The following is a 19,820-nucleotide window of genomic DNA, read 5'->3' as shown; positions in this document are numbered from 1 at the left end:
TATATCTAAGTAGCTGCTTTTAAATGTTCGTTATTTATTCCTTGTTATATTCTACAGATCGTCTAAAATCCGCCCAATTTTCAGTTTTAACAATTTAAGTGAGAAGCAGTTATGAAAGTTCGTGCATCAGTTAAGAAAATGTGCAGAAACTGTAAGGTTATTAAGAGAAATGGTGTTGTTCGTGTGATCTGTAAAGATCCACGTCATAAGCAACGTCAAGGTTGATTTAAAAGCGATTTTTCGCTAAAATGCCGCGCTTTGCGCGATTCTGGAGACGGTGAATGGCCCGTATAGCTGGTATTAATATACCTGATAATAAACATGCAGTCATTGGTTTGACATATATCTACGGCATAGGCCGTACTCGCGCACAGGAAATTTGTGCAGTGACTAAGATAGAACCAGCGGCAAAATTAAGTACTTTAAGTGAAGAACAAGTTGAATCACTGCGTACAGAAGTAGGTAAATTCACTGTAGAAGGTGATTTACGTCGTGAAGTTTCAATGAGCATCAAACGTCTGATGGACATGGGTTGTAACCGTGGTATCCGTCATCGTCGCAGCTTGCCACTTCGTGGTCAGCGCACAAAGACAAATGCTCGTACGCGTAAGGGTCCTAAGCGCCCTATACGTAAATAATTGGTTAATTAGGTAAAAGTAATGGCAAAACCAACAACTAAGAAGAAAGTTAAACGCACGGTCACTGACGGTGTGGCGCATATATATGCGTCATTTAACAATACTATCGTGACTATCTCTGATCGTCAGGGTAACACTCTATCTTGGGCAACTGCAGGTGGCTCAGGCTTCCGTGGTTCTCGTAAGAGTACTCCTTTTGCAGCACAGGTAGCAGCTGAACGTGCTGGTACACGCGCAAAAGATTACGGCGTTAAGAACTTAGAAGTTCTTGTTAAGGGACCAGGTCCCGGTCGTGAATCAGCAGTTCGCTCTCTGAATAATGCTGGTTTTAAAATTACTAATATCAGTGATATTACCCCAATTCCACACAATGGCTGTCGTCCTCCAAAACGACGTCGTGTATAAGGCTGGAGAATAGAAGTGGCTCGTTATTTAGGTCCTAAGTGTAAACTGAGTCGTCGCGAAGGCGTCGATCTAGAACATAAATCAGGCGTTCGTTCACTTGATAGCAAGTGTAAGTTAGAACAGAAACCTGGCCAGCACGGCCCTGGTGCCCGTGGTCGTTTAACTGACTATGGTGTCCAGTTACGTGAAAAACAGAAATTACGTCGTATTTACGGTGTACTTGAAAAGCAATTTGTAAATTACTACAAAAAAGCTGCATCACGCAAAGGCTCAACAGGTGAAAACCTGCTTGAATGTCTTGAAACACGTTTAGACAATGTTGTTTATCGCAGTGGTTTTGGTTCAACTCGTAATGAGTCACGCCAGTTAATCAGCCATAAATCAATATTAGTTAATGATGCGATTGTAAATATCCCGTCATATGTTGTTAAAGCTGATGATAAAATTTCAGTACGTGAAAAATCTAAAAAGCAAACTCGAATCAAAGATTCATTAGAGTTAGCTAAGCAACGCGGCATCGCAGACTGGATTTCACTAGACGAAGGTAAGATGGAAGCAACATTTAAATCTGTACCTGAACGTAGCGAATTATCAGCTGATATAAACGAACAACTCGTTGTTGAACTGTACTCTAAGTAAAGGATACCTCACCGAATGTCAGGCAAATCTGAAGAACTACTAACACCACGTAATATCGATGTACATCAGTACAACGATACTCATGCGAAAATTGTACTAGAGCCATTAGAAAGAGGCTTTGGACATACGCTAGGTAATGCTCTACGTCGCATACTTTTATCTTCAATAGAAGGTGCTGCAATTGTAGAAGCTGAAATTGATGGTGTTTTACATGAATACAGCTCAATTGAAGGTGTTCAGGAAGATGTGCTTGAAATTCTTCTGAACCTGAAAGGCGTAGCAATAATGATGCATGAGAAATCAGAAGCATTATTAACGCTTAAAAAATCAGGTACAGGTGTTGTAACTGCTGGTGATATTGCAACAGATCATGATGTTGATATTGTTAATCCTGATCATGTAATTGCTCATATTACAGGTAACGTTGATTTAAACATGACGCTTAAAATAACTAAGGGTCGTGGTTATGTTCCAGCAACTCAGCGTAAAGCAGCTGAAGATTCTGAAACAACGTCTGTAGGCGCTCTAGCAATAGACGCATCTTTCAGTCCAATTCTTCGTGTTAACTACACGGTAGAAAGTGCACGTGTTGAGCAACGCACAAATCTGGATAAACTGATTCTTGATTTAGAAACAAATGGAACAGTTGAACCAGAAGAAACAATACGTATAGCTGCAACTGTATTACAGAAGCAACTATCAGCGTTTGTTAACCTTCAGAGCATTGAAGAAGCGGAACAAGTTGATGAAGAGGATGAAATTGATCCAATTCTGTTACGCCCTGTAGATGATCTAGAATTAACAGTTCGTTCAGCAAACTGCCTAAAAGCAGAAAATATTTATTACATTGGTGATTTAATTCAACGTACAGAAGTAGAGTTACTTAAAACTCCTAATCTGGGTAAAAAATCACTTACTGAAATCAAAGATGTATTGGCATCTCATGGCTTGTCACTTGGTGCACGTCTTGAAAACTGGCCACCAGCATCTATTCGTGAAAAACAAGCGAGCTAGTCTTTGTAGACTAGTTTATTAGCAGAAGAATCTGTTTAAGGTAAAAGAAAATGCGTCATCGTCAATCAGGTCGTCAATTAAATAGAAACAGCAGCCACCGTAAGGCAATGTTTCAAAATATGGTTAACTCATTATTTAAACATGAGTTAATTAAAACTACATTACCAAAAGCAAAAGAACTACGTCGCTTTGCTGAGCCTTTGATTACTCTGGGTAAAGTGGACAGTGTTGCAAACCGTCGTTTAGCATTCAGCAGAATGCGCGATAAAGACATGGTTGGTAAATTGTTTACAGAACTATCACCTCGTTATAAAGAACGTCCTGGTGGATATCTTCGTGTAATGAAGTGTGGTTTCCGTCCTGGTGATGCTGCTCCTATGGCATATGTTGAGCTAGTTGACCGCCCAGAAGTTGAAGAAGAAGTGACAGAAGTAGAATAACTTTACTTCTTTGCATAAAAAAGCCGGACTTAGTTCCGGCTTTTTTTATGTCTGTATGTTTTTATTTATAATTAATGAGAATATATTGCCTAAAGATTTTCTGACTTCTTCAATACTTAAATGCCTGTTTTCATAAGGGGTATCCCATTGTATGCATTCAAGTGTGCGTACATCTGGTTCCCTTTTGGATTCTAAATAATAATAACTAACAAGCCCCGTAATTAAAGGCCCATCAGAACTAATTTTTATATTATTAGATGCATACAAAATGTAACCCTGCACATACTCTTCATCGTCTATAACTTTAATAATATTAAAGGAAGCAGGTTTTATAATTTGGTCATTATCTTTAAGCGTGTTTATAGTTATGCTGCAATGAGGATAATAGATATTTAAATCTTTTTCTGCTGTGACTTTGCCGGATTGAAAAAATGTTCTTCCCATGCCTGATGAGATAATTATTTCACGATTGAGTATGAGTTTAGAACCTTCAGGGATTGAAAATTTGTACGATCTCTCATCGATTATGTTCTCCTTAGAACAGGAAAATAGCATTACAAAAAATAAAATTAACAGGCTGAGTTTAATCATATAATTTACTAAGGTCAGGAGGCTTGTGCCTGCCTTGTTTTATGTTTTTCTAAAACAGGTTTTAAATACCGCCCGGTAAAAGATGACTCGTTCTGACAAACTTCTTCGGGTGTGCCTTGAGCGATAATTTCACCACCACCTGATCCGCCTTCCGGGCCTAAATCTATAATCCAGTCTGCAGTTTTTATAATATCAAGGTTATGCTCAATAATAATGATGGTATTACCATGATCTCTGAGGCGTATAAGTACCTGCATTAACTGCTCAACATCATGAAAATGAAGACCGGTCGTTGGCTCGTCGAGTATGTAAATCGTATTACCTGTGTCGCGCTTGGAAAGTTCACGTGCTAGTTTTATACGTTGTGCTTCACCACCTGATAAAGTAGTTGCTCGTTGTCCTAGTGTTATATATGAAAGACCCACATCCATTAATGTCTGGAGTTTTCTGTGTATGACTGGAACCGCTTTAAAGAATACAACCGCATCCTCTATAGTCATATCCAGTACTTCATTTATGCTCTTGCCCTTATATTTTATATCCAGTGTTTCGCGATTGTACCGTTTACTTCTACAGACATCACAAGGCACATATATATCGGGTAAAAAATGCATTTCTACTTTAATAACACCGTCGCCCTGGCAGGCTTCACAGCGTCCTCCTTTAACATTGAAACTAAATCGTCCAGGTTTGTAACCACGTGAGCGTGACTCCTGTGTTCCGGCAAATAATTCACGAATAGGTGTAAATAATCCAGTGTAGGTTGCCGGGTTGGAGCGAGGTGTGCGGCCAATTGGTGCCTGATCAATATCAACAACTTTATCAAACTGATCTAAACCTTCAAAGCTTTCGTATTTTGCAGGGATGAGTGATGATTTATTTATTTCTCTGGCGAGTAATTTATATAGAGTATCGTTAATTAAGGTCGACTTTCCAGATCCTGAAACTCCTGTTACACATGTCATTAACCCGACTGGAATTTCGACAGTAACCTGTTGTAAATTGTTTCCACTGGCGCCATTAATCTTTAATACTTTTCCTGTATGTTGAATGCGTTTCTCTGGCAGGCTGATTTCTAGTTTTCCAGATAAATATTGGCCGGTTAAGGACTTTTTGTTTTCCATTATTTCATTAGGAGTGCCTGACGCAACTATGTGTCCACCATGCACACCAGCTCCAGGACCAATATCAATAACATGGTCGGCACTTAAAATGGCATCTTCATCATGTTCTACTACAATAACGGTATTACCTAGATCTCTTAAATGAACCAGTGTAGATAATAAGCGATCATTATCGCGTTGATGTAAACCAATAGATGGTTCATCCAGTATATACATAACACCAACCAGACCAGCACCGATTTGACTAGCAAGGCGAATGCGTTGTGCTTCGCCACCAGAGAGTGTGTCAGAACTTCGATCTAAAGATAAATAATTCAAACCAACATTAACAAGGAACTGTAAGCGTGAAGAAATTTCCTTTACAATTTTTTCAGCTATCTCACCTTTATTTCCTTCAAGCTCTAATGCCTTAAAAAAATTCAGACAATCATAAATAGACAAATGTGTTATTTTTGGTAAAGACTGATCAGCAATAAATACATTACGAGCACCTTTATTTAAACGCTCTCCGTTACAGCTCGGGCAGGCCTGGTCAGTAAAATATTTTATCATTTCATCACGTACAGCTGACGATTCGGTTTCCCGGAAACGACGTTGCATATTCGGGATGATGCCTTCAAAAGGATGTGTTTTTGTTTTCATTCTTCCGCTTGCAGAAGGGTAACTGAAATCAATATCTTCTTCGTCACTGCCAAATAAAATAATATTCTGAATATTTTTTTCTAATTCATTGAATGGGCTATCAAGGTCAAAATCAAAATGTTTTGCCAGGCTCACTAACATGCCGTTATACCAGGCATTACGTCGGTCCCATCCACGTACTGCACCGCCGGGTAAACTTAGAGAAGGGTTATTAACAACTAAAACCGGATCTATGTGTTGTATGTGGCCTAGTCCGTCACATTGTCCGCAAGCACCGGCAGGGTTATTGAAAGAGAATAGTCGAGGTTCCAGCTCACTTAAACTGTATCCACAGGTAGGGCAGGCAAATCGGGAAGAGAACATAATGTCTTCCTGGTAATTCTTACTTAGCGGATCGTCGGAATTATCCATATAAGCAATACGAGCAATACCATCGGTGAGGTTTAAAGCAGTCTCAAAAGATTCGGCTAAACGTAACTCCAGATCTTCTCGAACTTTAAATCGATCTACTACAACTTCAATGCTGTGCTTGAAGTTTTTTTCAAGTTCCGGGGCATCATCAAGCTCAATGGTTTTGCCGTCAATTCGGGCACGAATAAAACCCTGTCGTTTTAAGTCCTCAAGTAACTCCTTATGCTCTCCCTTACGATCCTGAATAATGGGTGCGAGTAACATGAGTTTTGTTTCTTCTGGAAGTTCAAGTACATGATCTACCATCTGTGAAACGGTCTGAGCTGCAAGCGCAATATTGTGATCAGGGCACTTTGGTGTGCCCGCACGTGCAAATAATAAACGTAGATAGTCGTAGATCTCCGTTACGGTGCCAACGGTGGAGCGTGGATTATGAGAGGTGGTTTTCTGTTCTATTGAAATGGCCGGAGAGAGACCTTCTATATGGTCTAAATCTGGCTTTTCCATTATAGATAGAAACTGACGAGCATATGCTGAAAGCGATTCAACATAGCGGCGCTGGCCTTCAGCAAAAATGGTGTCGAAAGCCAGAGATGATTTGCCTGAACCCGATAGACCGGTGATAACGACGAGTTTGTCCCTGGGGATATCCAGATCAATATTTTTCAGGTTGTGGGTGCGGGCGCCGCGTATCTGGATTTCTGTAATCATGGGGGTAAAGGCCGTTTTAAATGCTGCAAAGTAACGGACAAGGATACCATATTCTGAGATATTACGGATCCTGAGCTCAGGCTATTTAATCAGTGAAGAGCTGATTATTAAAAAATAAACTGGGAATAACCGATGAATAATTTAATTATAAAAAATTAATAATATACTTATATGCCGGCTGTTGACATGCATCAATCACTAAAGGTGTAAACAGATTACAGTATGTATAAAGGATGTTTAAGATTCTAAATGAAGTTTATGGTCATTTGATTTTTAGTAAATTTATGACTATATCTATGATTCGATTTTCGGTTCAATTAAATGAGGATAGGCGCATGAGAAAATTAAAAATAATGGCAGTTACTGCAGTATTAACATTAGCTTCAACTACAGCAAGTGCTTGGTGGGGGCCTTTTGGTAATAATGGTTATAACAACAATGGTTATAACAATAATTATAATGGTTACAATAACGGCTACGGTAATGGCGCCGGTGACATGATGGGTGATGGTAACTTTGGCTTTAATATGAGCGGAAGTGGACGTGGTAACGGCCAGGGTTACGGTAACGGTTATAACGGATATAATGGCCGGAATAATTATAACGGTTATAACGGTTACAACGGTTACAATGGCTATGCGCCTGCACCATATGGCTATGCACCTGCGCCATACGGTTATGCACCTGCACCACCAGCTGCACCGGTAGCACCTCAGTAAAAACCAGTCATTATATGGCTAAAAAGAAGAGCTGGCACTGAAGAGTGACCAGCTTTTTTTTATCGTGTTATGTAGTGAATATACTTTGAATCTATAGCCTTAAAAAACCATGAAAGCAGTCTATGGTTAGTATTTTTAGGCTCGGAACTGGCAATCTCAGATTAAACCTTAAATCTGTCGTAGAAAAATTTGCATTCTAAATAAGATAAAACCATTTTGCAGTGTTCTTATGCTTAAAGCTCTTCCTTCTTTAAGGTAAGATGTCGGGTTTTAAGTATTCATCTTCTGGATTGATTTAATTAATGAGTGACAGTTTTCAACAGGCTAGCTGGAGTCCGCTAGAAAAGCGCGCAGGGTTTTCACTCGCAGCAATCTATGCGGTACGTATGTTGGGCCTGTTTATGATATTGCCTGTTTTTTCTCTATATGCTGACCAGTTTGAAGGGGCGACGCCTTTGCTGGTTGGTCTGGCTCTGGGTATTTATGGCTTAACTCAGGGGCTGTTACAAATACCTTATGGCATGCTGTCGGACCGTTTTGGTCGCAAACCAATGATCACTATTGGCCTGTTGATTTTTGCTGCTGGCAGTCTACTTGCTGCAGATGCAGATACCATTTATGAGGTTATTGCTGGACGTGCTCTACAGGGTAGTGGTGCGGTTGCTGCGGTATTAATGGCATTAGCAGCTGATTTATCACGAGAAGAGCACCGTCTGAAAATGATGGGGTTTATCGGGGTAAGCATTGGTTTTGCTTTTGCTATCGCGATGGTAGCGGGTCCCATTTTAAATCAGATAGTGGGTTTATCAGGCATTTTTATTGCTACTGCCATACTGGCATTATTTGCGCTGGTTATCTTATTTGTCTGGGTGCCAACGCCCAAAGAAAGTATTTTTCATCGAGATACTCAGGCCGCGCCAACGTTGTTTAAAACTGTGTTAGCGGATACTCAGTTATTGCGCCTTGATTTTGGTATTCTGATTTTGCATATGGTGCTGATGGCGACATTTGTCTCATTTCCACTGGTCTTGCAGGATCAGGCCGGACTCGCCTCTGCTGATCACTGGAAGCTTTATTTACCGGTGTTTTTGCTCAGTGTTGCCATCATGGTCCCATTCATTATTATTGCTGAAACCAGGCGTCGTATGAAGCAGATTTTTGTCGGTGCCATCGGTGTGCTAGCGGTGGCAGAGCTTAACCTGTTTTTTGGTGGAGACTCTGTGTGGCACCTGGCATTGACTATGATGGTGTTTTTTACGGCCTTTAATTTGCTAGAAGCAAGTCTGCCTTCACTGGTTTCTAAAATGTCACCAGCAGACCGTAAAGGTACAGCGATGGGTATGTATTCTTCCAGTCAATTTATCGGTGCCTTTTTAGGTGGCGCTCTGGGTGGTTTGAGTCATGAAGTTGCAGGTGCTCAGGGTGTTTTTCTGATGTGTAGCTTTGCCTTATTGGTATGGTTACTGTTAGCATACACCATGAAAAATCCGAGGTATGTAAGTACATATCTGTTAAAAATCGGAAAACTAGATCCATCAAAAGTGAATCAGATGGTTTCTACATTGGTATCAGTACAGGGCGTAGCTGAAGCGGTTATCGTACCGGAAGAGGGCATAGCTTACCTTAAGGTAGAGCTGCATGCGTTGGATAAAGAAGCATTATTAAAATATTCCATTAATGAGAAATAACAAAACAATATAGGGTAGAGATATGGCACGAGGCATAAATAAAGTAATTTTAGTGGGTACCTGTGGAAAAGACCCAGAGACCCGTTATATGCCTTCTGGCGGAGCGGTAACATCAATTAGTGTTGCGACAAATGAAAGCTGGAAAGATAAAAAAACAGGTGAGAAGCAGGAACGCACTGAATGGCATAACATTACCTTTTTTAACCGCCTGGGTGAGATCGCGGGAGAGTACCTGAAAAAAGGTCAGCAGGTTTATATTGAAGGTAGTTTGCGTACGGAAAAGTGGCAGGATAAAAGCGGTAATGATCGTTATACAACGAAAATTATTGCTAATGAAATGCAGATGTTAGGTGGTCGCGCGGGCGGTGGTGGCGGTGATTTTGCACCACAGCAGCAATCTCAGCCAGTGCCGGCTAATCAACCTGCACCTACAGCACCAGTTGATGATAGTTTTGATGACGATATCCCGTTCTAGAGACAGGTTTTAGATTGTTCAAAATGCTAATTAAGCCCCTGTTATCAGGGGCTTTTTTGTTGCTGATAAAAACATTTTTGGTTTGATAATTAGTGATAAAAAAAAGCACTATAAAAACTGGCTAGATAGCTGGAAAACTGGGTCATTTACAGCTAAATATATACTACACATTTTAATCAAATGCGTGCGGTACTCGAAATGAAGGTTTTAGACGTATCTATCACTGTACTGGTATTTTTTAAGGAAGCCGTATCAAGTTGGAAGCTTGTTCAGTTGTTGTTTAAAGCAAAATTCAGGGACTATAAAATATAACTATAAATCAGGTAACACATTATGAATAATCTTGAAATAGAGGGAAATCTCATAGAGTTAAGAGCAGATGGTTGTCTGCAAAATATGAGTGACTGGACACCAGAACTGGCTGAAAGAATGGCACTGGCTGATAATTTAACATTAACAGAGCAACACTGGGATGTGCTTAATATTATGCGAGAGTATTATCAGGAATATAATACTTCACCGATATTGAAGTTGTTGAGGCGTGAAATATCAAAGCAATACGGTAAAGAGCGAGCCACGATTGAAGCACTGGATATATTATTTCCTTATGGTGTGCAGAAACAGGGGAGTCGTCTTGCGGGTGTGCCATTGGCGCAGCTTGATGCTGAATTAGATCAGTCTAATAGAGTGCAATCAGTTGTTAGTGGGTCTACAGCAGGCAAAGCTACATCGGTGCATTTTAATGATCAGTTTGATTTTAATGGTAAGTCAATTAAAGTTTATGCATCAGGGAATCTGGCAAATCTGGAAGACTGGAATGAAGCTCTGGCGGTTGTTCTAGCTAAGGAAGAAGGTATTGAGTTGATAGAAGAGCACTGGAGAGTGATTAATTTCTTGCGTAAATTTTACTTTCAATATGGTGTTACGCCGATGGTTAAAGTGTTGATCAGGCACATGACTGAAGAGCTGGGTAAAGAATCTGCAAATCGTGAACATATGTATGAATTATTTCCTGGCGGGCCGGCAAGACAGGGTTCTCGTATAGCGGGTTTACCTTCGCCGCAGGGTTGTATAGACGGTTAAACTGCTAATTGTGTATGTTGTGGTTGTTAGAGAAACCGCCTGTTTCAGGGCGGTTTTTTATGTATAAGGTTAAAATTAGTTAAACTGATGCTTTATGTGATTAATGTAGATTCATTGCTATATGTGCAACGTTTGCAATCGTCCGGTCAGCAGTTAGAATGGCATATAAAATACTATAAGAATTAAGGAATTAACAGAATATGTGTGGAATAGTAGGAGCAGTAGCCGAGCGTAATGTAACGCCTATTTTATTAGAGGGTTTAAGACGTCTGGAATATAGAGGATATGACTCGGCAGGTATCGCTGTTATCAATGACGAGAGCTGTCTTGATCGTGTGCGTCGAGTCGGTAAAGTTGAAAACCTGTCTGATTCTCTTAAAGATCATCCGCTTAAAGGTTTTCTGGGAATAGCACATACGCGTTGGGCCACGCATGGCGAACCATCTGAACCCAATGCTCACCCTCATATCTGTAATAATTCAGTTGCCGTTGTGCATAACGGTATTATTGAAAACCACGGTGCATTGCGCGAGTTGCAAAAAGCTAATGGTTACTCATTTACTTCAGAAACGGATACAGAAGTTGTTGTGCATCAGGTGGAATTATATAAAAAAGCCGGTGATGATTTATTGCAGGCGGTAAAGAAAGCGGCAAATGATTTTGAAGGTGCTTATGCTTTAGGGGTTGTATCAATAGATGAGCCTGGCAGATTAATAACAACAAGAAGTGGTAGCCCGCTTGTTATTGGTGTGGGTTTTGGTGAATATTTTATTGCATCTGATGTTGCAGCCTTATTACCGGTAACACAACGTTTTATCTTTCTGGAAGAAGGTGATATTGCTGATATCACTAAAGACAGTCTGGTAATCTATGATAAAAATGACCAGCCGGTTGAACGCGAAATAAGTACTTCAGAATTAACTGCTGACGCGGTAAGTCGTGGTGAATTCCGTCATTATATGATGAAAGAAATACATGAGCAGCCTGTTGTACTGGGTGAGGTTCTTGAGGGCCGTATTTATGATGACAAAGTTCTGGATACCGCTTTTGGCGCAGATGCAGCGGCTATTTTTGATGAAGTAAAACGAGTACAGATTATTGCCTGTGGTACTTCTTTTCATGCGGGTATGGTCGCACGTTACTGGTTAGAGTCTCTGGCGGGTATTCCCTGTAATGTAGAAGTCGCTTCCGAGTTCCGTTACCGGGATCCAGTAATAACAGATGATACATTAATCGTAACTATCTCCCAGTCAGGTGAAACAGCAGATACGCTTGCAGCTTTACGAAACTTGCAGGACAAGTCAGAGCATTCCCTGGCGATTTGTAATGTACCGGAAAGCTCTTTGGTCCGTGAGTCAAAATTAGTATTAATGACACGTGCGGGTCCGGAAATCGGTGTTGCATCAACTAAAGCTTTTACTACTCAGCTGGTCGGTTTGATGTTGATGACTTTGGCGCTAGGTAAACGTCATGGGTTATCAGATGAAAAAGAAAAACAACTTATTAAAGACCTGAAAAGTTTACCATCAATTATTGAAAAAGTGCTTGATGATAATCATATTGAAGACTGGGCGGATGAGTTTAAAGATACTTTAAATTCCATTTTCCTTGGGCGTGGTGTTCAGTATCCGATAGCAATGGAAGGGGCTTTAAAACTAAAAGAAATTTCATATATTCATGCAGAAGCTTACGCTGCAGGTGAATTAAAACATGGGCCACTGGCGTTGGTTGATCCTGAAATGCCAATTATTGCTGTAGCACCAAAAGATGGTATGGAAGATAAATTGAAATCAAATCTGATGGAAGTTATTGCCCGTAGTGGAGAGGTTTATCTGTTCGCAGACGAAAGACTTGATATGAGTGATATGGGTGATATGTGTCATGTAATGACGGTGCCAGCAGTGGAGCCGGAAGTTGCACCTATTTTGTACGCAATACCCATGCAATTATTTTCTTATTATGTTGCTGTGCGTAAGGGTACCGACGTGGATCAACCAAGAAATCTGGCTAAATCGGTTACTGTTGAGTAATTGTAATGAGGTTGTTACCGTGGTCTTCGAAACAAATATAGTCCAAAATCAATAAATGAAATACCACTATCGGCACGTATAGTTGCGGCAGCAGATGTGTTTGATGCGTTAACATCAAAAAGGCCCTATAAAGATGCCTGGTCTATTGAAAAGGCCCTGCTGGTCATGAGAGAAGACTCTGGTAAGCACTTTGACCCACATGTCATTAATGCACTCGAAGAGGCTATGCCAAGAGTAATGGATGTATATAACGAGCATAAACACACCTGAATCATCTGTTATCTCTGTAGTTAGTTATTATTGCTAATAACCCTGCGTAATTTAGGTTGAATCTATATTAGGAATCAATTAAATTTCACGCGCCGTAAGGCACCCCCCCCCAATATTATAAATAGAGAGAGATTTAATATGTTAGATGCAACTGCAATTCTGGCGATTTTTGGCGTGATTGGTTCAGTGATGGTATTTGGTGTTCTTGGTTTTAGAATCACCCGATTAATGAAGAGCTGTAACTCTGAAGAGTTATAAAATTGTTTATTGGATGGGAAGTGTGAAATTCATTCAGTAATATACCAGCTATACAAATGTCGTTATCCCCGCATACTTCTAGCGGGGATCCAGTGACTTTTAAATACAGGCTTTCGACTTAAACAGGCTTTACCCGAAATTTTCCAACATCGACAGAACAAACAGTGACTCTTGTTGCGGCGCTGATTTCTTCCACCCCCGCATCTTTATGAATTTCAACTTTCCAGTTAATACCCGAGTACTGAACACTGCCAGGTGTTAGTAAATTTATGTCCTGCTGTAACACAAATTCATACCCCACCAGGTCGCTGCTATTATCTTTTTCGGGTACATCTGCGTTCTGCATTTTCTTTAATGGTTTCCATAGTAAAAATGTAATGATAGCGGCACAAATTGCACTGCTTGCGATACCAATTTGCCATGTTTCATTGAGTAAACCCGCCAGCATTAACAGACCGGTAATAATGGCGCCAATGCCACCAAATAATAAAATACCCGTTACAAGCCCCGTGCTCACCTCAATGACTAACATTAAAAAGCCAAGCATAATCCAGAACTCAGCCTGATGGGTGTAGATGTACTCAGCAATCATAATTATGACTCGGTTGATTTTTTATTTAATGTATTAATAATCGTCATGGCTTCCGCCACAATACTCGAAGCGTTTGTCTGATTTTCTGGCAATAATACAACAGACGATTCTTTCGCAATCGCCTGTTTAGCTTCTATCGCCTGTGCTGCAAGATCAAGCTGAATTGCTTTCTGGCCTTCATGGGTATCTGCAACTTTACCAATTGTTTCAATGGCTTTGGCTTTCGCATCAGCAACCGCAATAATTGCCTGTGCTTCACCTTCAGCTCGTAAAATCTGTTCAGCTCGATCTGCTTCGGCGTTTAATACAGCAGAGCGTTTCTGACCTTCAGCAACATTAATGGCAGACTGGCGCTCACCTTCCGACTCTAAAATAGACGCTCGTTTATCACGCTCGGCTTTCATCTGGCGTTCCATGGCTTCTAACACGGAGCGAGGTGGCTCAATGTCTTTAATTTCATAACGTAAAACCTGCACACCCCAGGGTTCAGCAGCCATATTGATGCTATTAACAATATTAATATTTAAGCTATCTCGTTCTTCAAAGGTTTTATCCAGATCAATTTTACCAATTTCAGAACGCATGGTGGTTTGTGCTAACTGGGTAACAGCATAAGCGTAATGGTCTACACCGTAAGAAGCCTTGTAAGGGTCGAGAACTTTTAAATAAAGCACACCATCTACAATCAGTGAAATATTATCTTTAGTGATTGCACCCTGGCTGGGTACATCAGCTGCCTGCTCTTTTAATGAGCGGTCGTAAGAAACTTTATCAATAAAAGGAATCATAAAGTTCAAACCCGCTTCCATGGTCTGATTGTATTTACCAAATCGTTCAACAATGAAAGCCCTGTTTTGAGGAACAAACTGAATTGATTTTTTTAGTAAAATAAAAATAAGGATAGCCAGGCCAACCCAGAAATTTAAAATTAAACCTAATATATCTTCAATAATCATTCGAAATTTTCCTTATTCATTATAAATAAATGTCAGTTTTAATAACTTTTTTCTTTTTATTTCAGTACTTCAAAAATGGTATTACACAGTTTTTCTATATCTCGTTTCTCGATAATAAACGGTGGCATCAAATAGACCAGTTTACCAAATGGCCTGATCCAGACACCTTTATTAACAAATGCAGTTTGAATTGTTTTCATATCTACAGGCTGATTACATTCAACCACAGCAATGGCCCCTAGTACACGCACTTCTTTAACTTTGTCGAGTGAGATGCATTTTTCCAGGGAGGCTGATAACCATGATTCAATTTGATTTATTTTATTCTGCCAGTCAGTCTGTTGCAAAAGTTTAATGCTGGCATTGGCGACCGAGCAGGCTAGCGGGTTAGCCATAAAAGTCGGGCCATGCATAAAAACGCCTGGCTCACCATTAGATATGGTTTGAGCAACTTGGGTGCTGGTAAGTGTTGCAGCAAGTGTCATGTACCCACCGGTGAGTGCTTTACCAATACACATTATATCAGGCTGTATCTGGCTAAACTCGCAGGCAAACAGTTTGCCGGTGCGCCCAAAGCCGGTCGCTATTTCATCAAATATCAGCAGTATATTAAATTCATCACAAAGTGCCCGTGCTTTATTAAGGTAGTCAGATGAATAAAAACGCATACCACCGGCACCCTGCACAACGGGTTCAACAATAAAGGCAGCTAATTGTGAGTGATTTTTTTCAAGAGCCGTTCTTAATACTTCTATATCGGTATCATTACATTCTTCACCAAATGGGCTTGACGGTGAATCAATAAAAATTTGCTTCATTAATGACTGGTTAAATAAACTATGCATACCGGTAACCGGGTCACAGACTGACATAGCGCCAAAGGTATCACCATGATAACCACCACGAATAGTTAGAAACTTATGTTTGTCTGGCATGTGTTTGTCGTGCCAGTATTGAATTGCCATTTTCATAGCAACCTCAACCGAAACAGATCCTGAGTCGCTAAAAAAAACAGAGCTGAGTGAGTCAGGTGTTATATCAATCAGTGTGTTTGCCAGTTCAACCGCTGGTGGGTGCGTCAGGCCACCAAACATTACATGGCTCATGTTTTTCAACTGTTTCTCTACAGCCTGATTTAGTTCAGGGTGGTTATAACCGTGAATAGCGCTCCACCAGGAAGACATACCATCAATTAGTTCTTTACCATCTGCAAGTTTCAGGCGTACACCAGTGGCAGATACCACTGGAAACACAGGCAAATCACTACCCAGTGCTGAATATGGATGCCATATAGTTTGCCTGTCCTGCTGAATTAACTGCGAGTATAAGTCCATATTACTTAATGTTGTTCCGGGTGGTATTTAAACAGATTATTACCTTACCTTATGCTTATGGTAAGGTCGAGATAGCATGGTGAATTTGTCACCTTCAAATGACGATTTATTATTAAGCAGGGCAGTAATAGCTGGCATGATTAATTAACGATGTGTATCAATGAATAAAGAGTTATATCGTACAGAAGATGAATACGGCCCGATTATTGTGCTGGAACAGGGTGATAAAAGAACATTAAGTTTTGGTTCTGATTTGCAACAAACCAGTCTGCTGATGCACAAACCTCAATATCTGGTACATGAGTACACCCAGATCATGCTATTAGGCCTGGTTTTTACTGATATAAGGCAGATTACTATTTTAGGTCTTGGTGGAGGTGGGCTTGCGCATTGTTTGAATTATTATTATCCACAAATTGTTACACGGGTGGTTGAAATAAGGCAGTCAGTAATTGATATTGCCTATCAATGGTTTAACTTACCACAGAAGGCAAATTTAAAAGTATATAATCGTGATGCCCGTGAGTATATAAAACGAGTCAAAGCGCAAAGTATCGATTTGCTGTTAAGTGATTTATATGAAGCTCAGGGGATGAATGAGTTACAGGCACAAACTGAATTCATAGAGCAGAGTAATAAAGCATTATCTGATAGTGGCTGGATGGTTATTAATTTTCATCAAATGCCGGATAAAAATTCAGCGGTTATGAAAACAATATATCAAAATTTTTCTGACGTAAGAGTCTGTGATGTGTTTATAGGTAACTGGATTCTGTTTTGCGGAAAAAAAGAATCTGCTTTCGATAAAAATGAAATAAACGAACGCGTTAGAAAATTAGCCAAAAAGCTTGGTTTACCTTTAATGTATTATTTCAAAAATTTACGAAAAATATAAAATAAATAGAGCCTAATTTGCAGGTGATCCTTCAGGTTCACATAAAACAGAAATATAAAAAATAACAGGTAGTAGAATAAAAATGCATAGCTTTAAAATAATAACCATCTTCATTGCGATCATATCAGCAGTGTCCTGCACAAAAAAAACAGCAAACTTTGTTGAATTTTCACCCGTAAAAGAATCAGAGTCGGTACTGTATATCTATCGCCCGTATTCCATGTCAAATATAGTGATAACACCGGATGTTTTAATTGATGGGAAAAAACAGGCTGAAATAGAAAATAATAAATATATATATCTAAATTTACCGCAGGGTGAACATAATATCGAATTAGACCTGACTGAGCGATACGCAGGGCAACAGTCATTGATATTAAATATAGAAGAAGGGAAAGTCATCTACCTGAGAGTGAATACCTCAATGAAGTTTCAGATGAATAAACCTTATGATCGCAGTTTTAGTATTGAAGAGATTAATAAAGAAACAGCTCGCTTGGAAATTCAAGATACAGTCTATGCAGGAAAAAAATCCAAAAAGAAAAAAGAAAATAAAGTGGGTGACTCTGAAAAACAGGAAGAAGTAAAAGAAGATCAGTTTTCAATAGATAAAACCAGGAATCCGTTCGGGAAATAACCAATATTTACAGGAAAAATAATGCCAGACCAAGATAAAAAGAAAATGATACAACAGGGTTTTGATACGGTAGCAGAAGGTTACGATCACTCTTCATTGGCCTTTTTTCCTCAAACTGCAAAAAGCATGATGGATTTTCTGGCTTTGCAGCCGGATCATAAGTTGCTTGATGTCTGTACAGGTACCGGCGTAGTTGCTCTGGCTGCAGCTGAGTTACTGACCGAAGGCAGGGTTACGGGTATTGATCTTTCAAGCGGGATGCTACAACAGGCTAAAAATAAAGCCGCGGATAAAGAACTAAATAACATTGAATTTAAACAGATGGATTTAGATGAGCTGGAATTTTCTAAAGAAAGCTTTGATGTTGCCTGTAGTAGTTTTGGTCTGTTTTTCCTGGAAGATATGACCCGTGCTTTACAAAATATAACTTCGGTTGTTAAACCCGGTGGAAAAATTTCTATTAGCACTTTTACCGGTGAAGCCTTTTCTCCTATGTCTGACCTTTTTTTAGAGTGTTATGAATCATTTGGGAAAGAAGTGCCCGCCTTATCCTGGAAACGTTTATCTACAAAAGAATTAATCAACGCACAGTTTGATGCGGTAGGTATAAGTAATGTCACTGTGCATCATGTGCCCCTGGGTTATCATATGACCGATTCTCAGATGTGGTGGGACGTGGTGTGGAATGCCGGTTATCGTGCATTGTTAAATCAGTTAACTGAAGAGCAGAAAGTTGAATTTAAGCAAAAACACATGGCTCAAATTAATCAGCTAATAGGAAAGAATGGTGTCTGGTTTAACACTGAAGTATTAATAGCTGTAGCCGAGAAATAAAAAAGGGCCATCACAAAGTGATTGCCCTTTAGTACCATGAGAAGGTGGGTGACCAGCCCCAGCTAGCCACCCTAGCAGCGCATGACTTCTGCTAAACCGATAGAATTATCTTTTATCATTTCTATCGTAATTGCAGAGTATTTACTAAACAATCACGCCTTTTTTCTGGTCAGAACACTTACCGTTTACCAGTAAGTGTTCTGACCAGTTCTCCTAGAGAAAGTTCCTAGCTTCTAGTAGTGCGAGCCTGATTCATTTCTTTAATGAACTTCTGACGACGCTCTTCCATCATCTTCATTACTTCAGCACGGTGTGCTTCCATAACTTCTACCATTGGGTCTTGCTTAGCTGCAGGCTGTTGAAAAGATGCAGTCTGGATCTCTTGCGCTTTACGTGCAGATTCCATCATTGCCTGACGTTGTTTGTCAGATTTTTCAAATGATGCCTTCATCATTTCTCTTTGCTTTTGCAGGTTTTTTGTAACCGTTTCACGCTGCTGGTTTCTCATTTCCTGAAAAGTAGGCTGCTTTTGCATTGCAAAGTTATTAACTGGTGCAGGTGTTGCAACTGAAGTGAATGACTGTTCAATTGTTTCAACAGGTGTTACTGCTGCTGTTTCAATTGCAATTTCTTCTTCAGTTAGCAAGTTAGCTGTGTCTATTTCGCTAACTTCCATCTCAGCAGTGTCAGTAATTACTGATGATTCTTCGTCGCTGTCTATAGCAGCCATAATGTCATCAGAGTTATTTGACCAGATTGAACCAAGAATAAGGGCAGCAACACCAACAAACATTGCCATTGCGCCAACTCTCAGGTACACACCTTTATCGTTTGCTGTTTTCTCTTCTGTTACTTCGGCTGTATCTGTAGTTTCTACTTCTGTTTCTGTTGCAATTTTTGCTTCTTCTTCAGTTGTTACAACGTCTTTCTTTTCTGTTTTTTTTGTCATGACTTTTGCCTCTAAAAAGATTTTAACAAAAAAGAGCCGGACACTTATGTGACCAGCTCTCTCTTTAGCTAAGTGCCTTTAATTTAAACTAAAGGACATATTTCATAATATGATTACTTAGCAGGAGTAGCTGGTGCAACAGGAGCAGCAGGTGCTACAGGAGCATAACCGTAAGGAGCATAACCGTTGTAACCGTTATAGCCATTTTGACCACGGTACTGGTTTTGACCGTTATATGCATTAGAACCGTTGCCATAACCCTGACCATTGCCACGTGCATTAGCATTCATGTTGAAGCCGAAGTTGCCATCGCCCATCATGTCGCCCATGCCGTTACCGAAACCGTTGTTGTTCATGTTGTTCATGCCGTTATAACCGTTGTTGTTATAACCATTGTTATTGAAAGGACCCCACCATGCGCTAGCAGTAGAAGTAACAACAGTAAGTGCTGCGATAGCAGCTAATTTAGTTAAAGTTTTCATATT

The 19,820-nt window shown here is 39.9% G+C and carries 21 protein-coding genes and 1 pseudogene; 15 read left to right on the top strand and 7 right to left on the bottom strand.

The genetic code is table 11. From position 1 onward, the window contains the following. Nucleotides 1–111: 111 nt before the first annotated feature. The 6 genes from DIZ80_05925 to rplQ are packed head-to-tail and all read left to right on the top strand — an operon-like array spanning nucleotide 112 to nucleotide 3,136. Nucleotides 112–225, top strand: coding sequence for a 50S ribosomal protein L36 (locus tag DIZ80_05925; GenBank protein ID RDH84998.1), 114 nt, complete (start codon nucleotides 112–114; stop codon nucleotides 223–225). Between the two features lie 56 nt (nucleotides 226–281). Continuing rightward, nucleotides 282–638, top strand: a complete 357-nt coding sequence (locus tag DIZ80_05920) for a 30S ribosomal protein S13 (protein RDH84997.1) — start codon at nucleotides 282–284, stop codon at nucleotides 636–638. A gap of 21 nt (nucleotides 639–659) precedes the next feature. Beyond that, the gene (locus DIZ80_05915; protein RDH84996.1) at nucleotides 660–1,043 is read left to right on the top strand and encodes a 30S ribosomal protein S11; all 384 of its coding nucleotides are present in this window, start codon (nucleotides 660–662) and stop codon (nucleotides 1,041–1,043) included. Nucleotides 1,044–1,058: 15 nt separating this feature from the next. Beyond that, a complete protein-coding gene (locus DIZ80_05910; GenBank protein RDH84995.1) occupies nucleotides 1,059–1,682 on the top strand; it encodes a 30S ribosomal protein S4 in 624 nt (207 codons plus the stop codon). A gap of 15 nt (nucleotides 1,683–1,697) precedes the next feature. Further along, complete coding sequence (locus DIZ80_05905; GenBank protein RDH84994.1) at nucleotides 1,698–2,696, top strand: DNA-directed RNA polymerase subunit alpha; 999 nt, start codon at nucleotides 1,698–1,700, stop codon at nucleotides 2,694–2,696. Nucleotides 2,697–2,746: 50 nt separating this feature from the next. Beyond that, nucleotides 2,747–3,136 (top strand): 50S ribosomal protein L17, encoded by a 390-nt coding sequence (gene rplQ / locus DIZ80_05900; GenBank protein RDH84993.1) that lies wholly within the window; start codon nucleotides 2,747–2,749, stop codon nucleotides 3,134–3,136. A 45-nt stretch (nucleotides 3,137–3,181) separates the two neighbouring features. Here the strand turns inward: rplQ and DIZ80_05895 are convergent, their stop codons facing one another. Together DIZ80_05895 and DIZ80_05890 are read right to left on the bottom strand one after the other, a co-directional pair. Then, entirely contained in the window at nucleotides 3,182–3,727 is a 546-nt protein-coding gene (locus DIZ80_05895) for a hypothetical protein (GenBank protein RDH84992.1), read from the bottom strand. 14 nt (nucleotides 3,728–3,741) lie between these two features. Beyond that, nucleotides 3,742–6,612, bottom strand: coding sequence for an excinuclease ABC subunit UvrA (locus DIZ80_05890; GenBank protein RDH85052.1), 2,871 nt, complete (start codon nucleotides 6,610–6,612; stop codon nucleotides 3,742–3,744). Nucleotides 6,613–6,950: 338 nt separating this feature from the next. Between DIZ80_05890 and DIZ80_05885 the strand changes: the two genes are divergently transcribed. From DIZ80_05885 to glmS, 6 genes and pseudogenes are all read left to right on the top strand, one after another. Then, entirely contained in the window at nucleotides 6,951–7,334 is a 384-nt protein-coding gene (locus DIZ80_05885; GenBank protein RDH84991.1) for a hypothetical protein, read from the top strand. Between the two features lie 302 nt (nucleotides 7,335–7,636). After that, complete coding sequence (locus DIZ80_05880; GenBank protein ID RDH84990.1) at nucleotides 7,637–9,022, top strand: MFS transporter; 1,386 nt, start codon at nucleotides 7,637–7,639, stop codon at nucleotides 9,020–9,022. Nucleotides 9,023–9,044: 22 nt separating this feature from the next. Next, nucleotides 9,045–9,497 carry a single-stranded DNA-binding protein gene (locus DIZ80_05875; protein RDH84989.1) on the top strand — a complete coding sequence of 151 codons (453 nt, stop codon included), beginning with the start codon at nucleotides 9,045–9,047 and terminating at the stop codon, nucleotides 9,495–9,497. Between the two features lie 333 nt (nucleotides 9,498–9,830). Then, a pseudogene (locus tag DIZ80_05870) lies at nucleotides 9,831–10,145 on the top strand (sulfurtransferase TusE). An 84-nt stretch (nucleotides 10,146–10,229) separates the two neighbouring features. Beyond that, complete coding sequence (locus DIZ80_05865; GenBank protein RDH85051.1) at nucleotides 10,230–10,580, top strand: sulfurtransferase TusE; 351 nt, start codon at nucleotides 10,230–10,232, stop codon at nucleotides 10,578–10,580. Between the two features lie 200 nt (nucleotides 10,581–10,780). Further along, a complete protein-coding gene (gene glmS, locus DIZ80_05860; GenBank protein RDH84988.1) occupies nucleotides 10,781–12,610 on the top strand; it encodes a glutamine--fructose-6-phosphate transaminase (isomerizing) in 1,830 nt (609 codons plus the stop codon). Nucleotides 12,611–13,256: 646 nt separating this feature from the next. Here glmS and DIZ80_05855 read toward each other — a convergent pair. From DIZ80_05855 to DIZ80_05845, 3 genes are read right to left on the bottom strand one after another with little or no spacing between them, the layout of a single operon-like run. Beyond that, nucleotides 13,257–13,730, bottom strand: coding sequence for an activity regulator of membrane protease YbbK (locus DIZ80_05855; protein ID RDH84987.1), 474 nt, complete (start codon nucleotides 13,728–13,730; stop codon nucleotides 13,257–13,259). A 2-nt stretch (nucleotides 13,731–13,732) separates the two neighbouring features. Beyond that, nucleotides 13,733–14,686 (bottom strand): paraslipin, encoded by a 954-nt coding sequence (locus DIZ80_05850; GenBank protein ID RDH84986.1) that lies wholly within the window; start codon nucleotides 14,684–14,686, stop codon nucleotides 13,733–13,735. 56 nt (nucleotides 14,687–14,742) lie between these two features. Then, complete coding sequence (locus tag DIZ80_05845; GenBank protein ID RDH84985.1) at nucleotides 14,743–16,020, bottom strand: adenosylmethionine--8-amino-7-oxononanoate transaminase; 1,278 nt, start codon at nucleotides 16,018–16,020, stop codon at nucleotides 14,743–14,745. A 160-nt stretch (nucleotides 16,021–16,180) separates the two neighbouring features. Here DIZ80_05845 and DIZ80_05840 point away from each other — a divergent pair, with 160 nt between their 5' ends. The 3 genes from DIZ80_05840 (at nucleotide 16,181) to DIZ80_05830 (ending at nucleotide 18,386) form a co-directional block, all read left to right on the top strand. Beyond that, nucleotides 16,181–16,915, top strand: a complete 735-nt coding sequence (locus tag DIZ80_05840) for a hypothetical protein (protein RDH84984.1) — start codon at nucleotides 16,181–16,183, stop codon at nucleotides 16,913–16,915. 82 nt (nucleotides 16,916–16,997) lie between these two features. Then, a complete protein-coding gene (locus tag DIZ80_05835; protein RDH84983.1) occupies nucleotides 16,998–17,552 on the top strand; it encodes a hypothetical protein in 555 nt (184 codons plus the stop codon). A 21-nt stretch (nucleotides 17,553–17,573) separates the two neighbouring features. After that, the gene (locus DIZ80_05830) at nucleotides 17,574–18,386 is read left to right on the top strand and encodes a hypothetical protein (protein RDH84982.1); all 813 of its coding nucleotides are present in this window, start codon (nucleotides 17,574–17,576) and stop codon (nucleotides 18,384–18,386) included. Between the two features lie 226 nt (nucleotides 18,387–18,612). Here the strand turns inward: DIZ80_05830 and DIZ80_05825 are convergent, their stop codons facing one another. Together DIZ80_05825 and DIZ80_05820 are read right to left on the bottom strand one after the other, a co-directional pair. Further along, nucleotides 18,613–19,335 (bottom strand): hypothetical protein, encoded by a 723-nt coding sequence (locus tag DIZ80_05825; protein RDH84981.1) that lies wholly within the window; start codon nucleotides 19,333–19,335, stop codon nucleotides 18,613–18,615. A gap of 113 nt (nucleotides 19,336–19,448) precedes the next feature. Continuing rightward, nucleotides 19,449–19,817 (bottom strand): hypothetical protein, encoded by a 369-nt coding sequence (locus DIZ80_05820; GenBank protein ID RDH84980.1) that lies wholly within the window; start codon nucleotides 19,815–19,817, stop codon nucleotides 19,449–19,451. Nucleotides 19,818–19,820 lie beyond the last annotated feature (3 nt).

Origin of the sequence: endosymbiont of Galathealinum brachiosum (assembly GCA_003349885.1) — a bacterium.
GTDB lineage: Bacteria > Pseudomonadota > Gammaproteobacteria > SZUA-229 > SZUA-229 > SZUA-229.
Note: the sequence above shows the minus strand (reverse complement) of the source record. Positions and strands in the feature narration are given on the sequence as shown.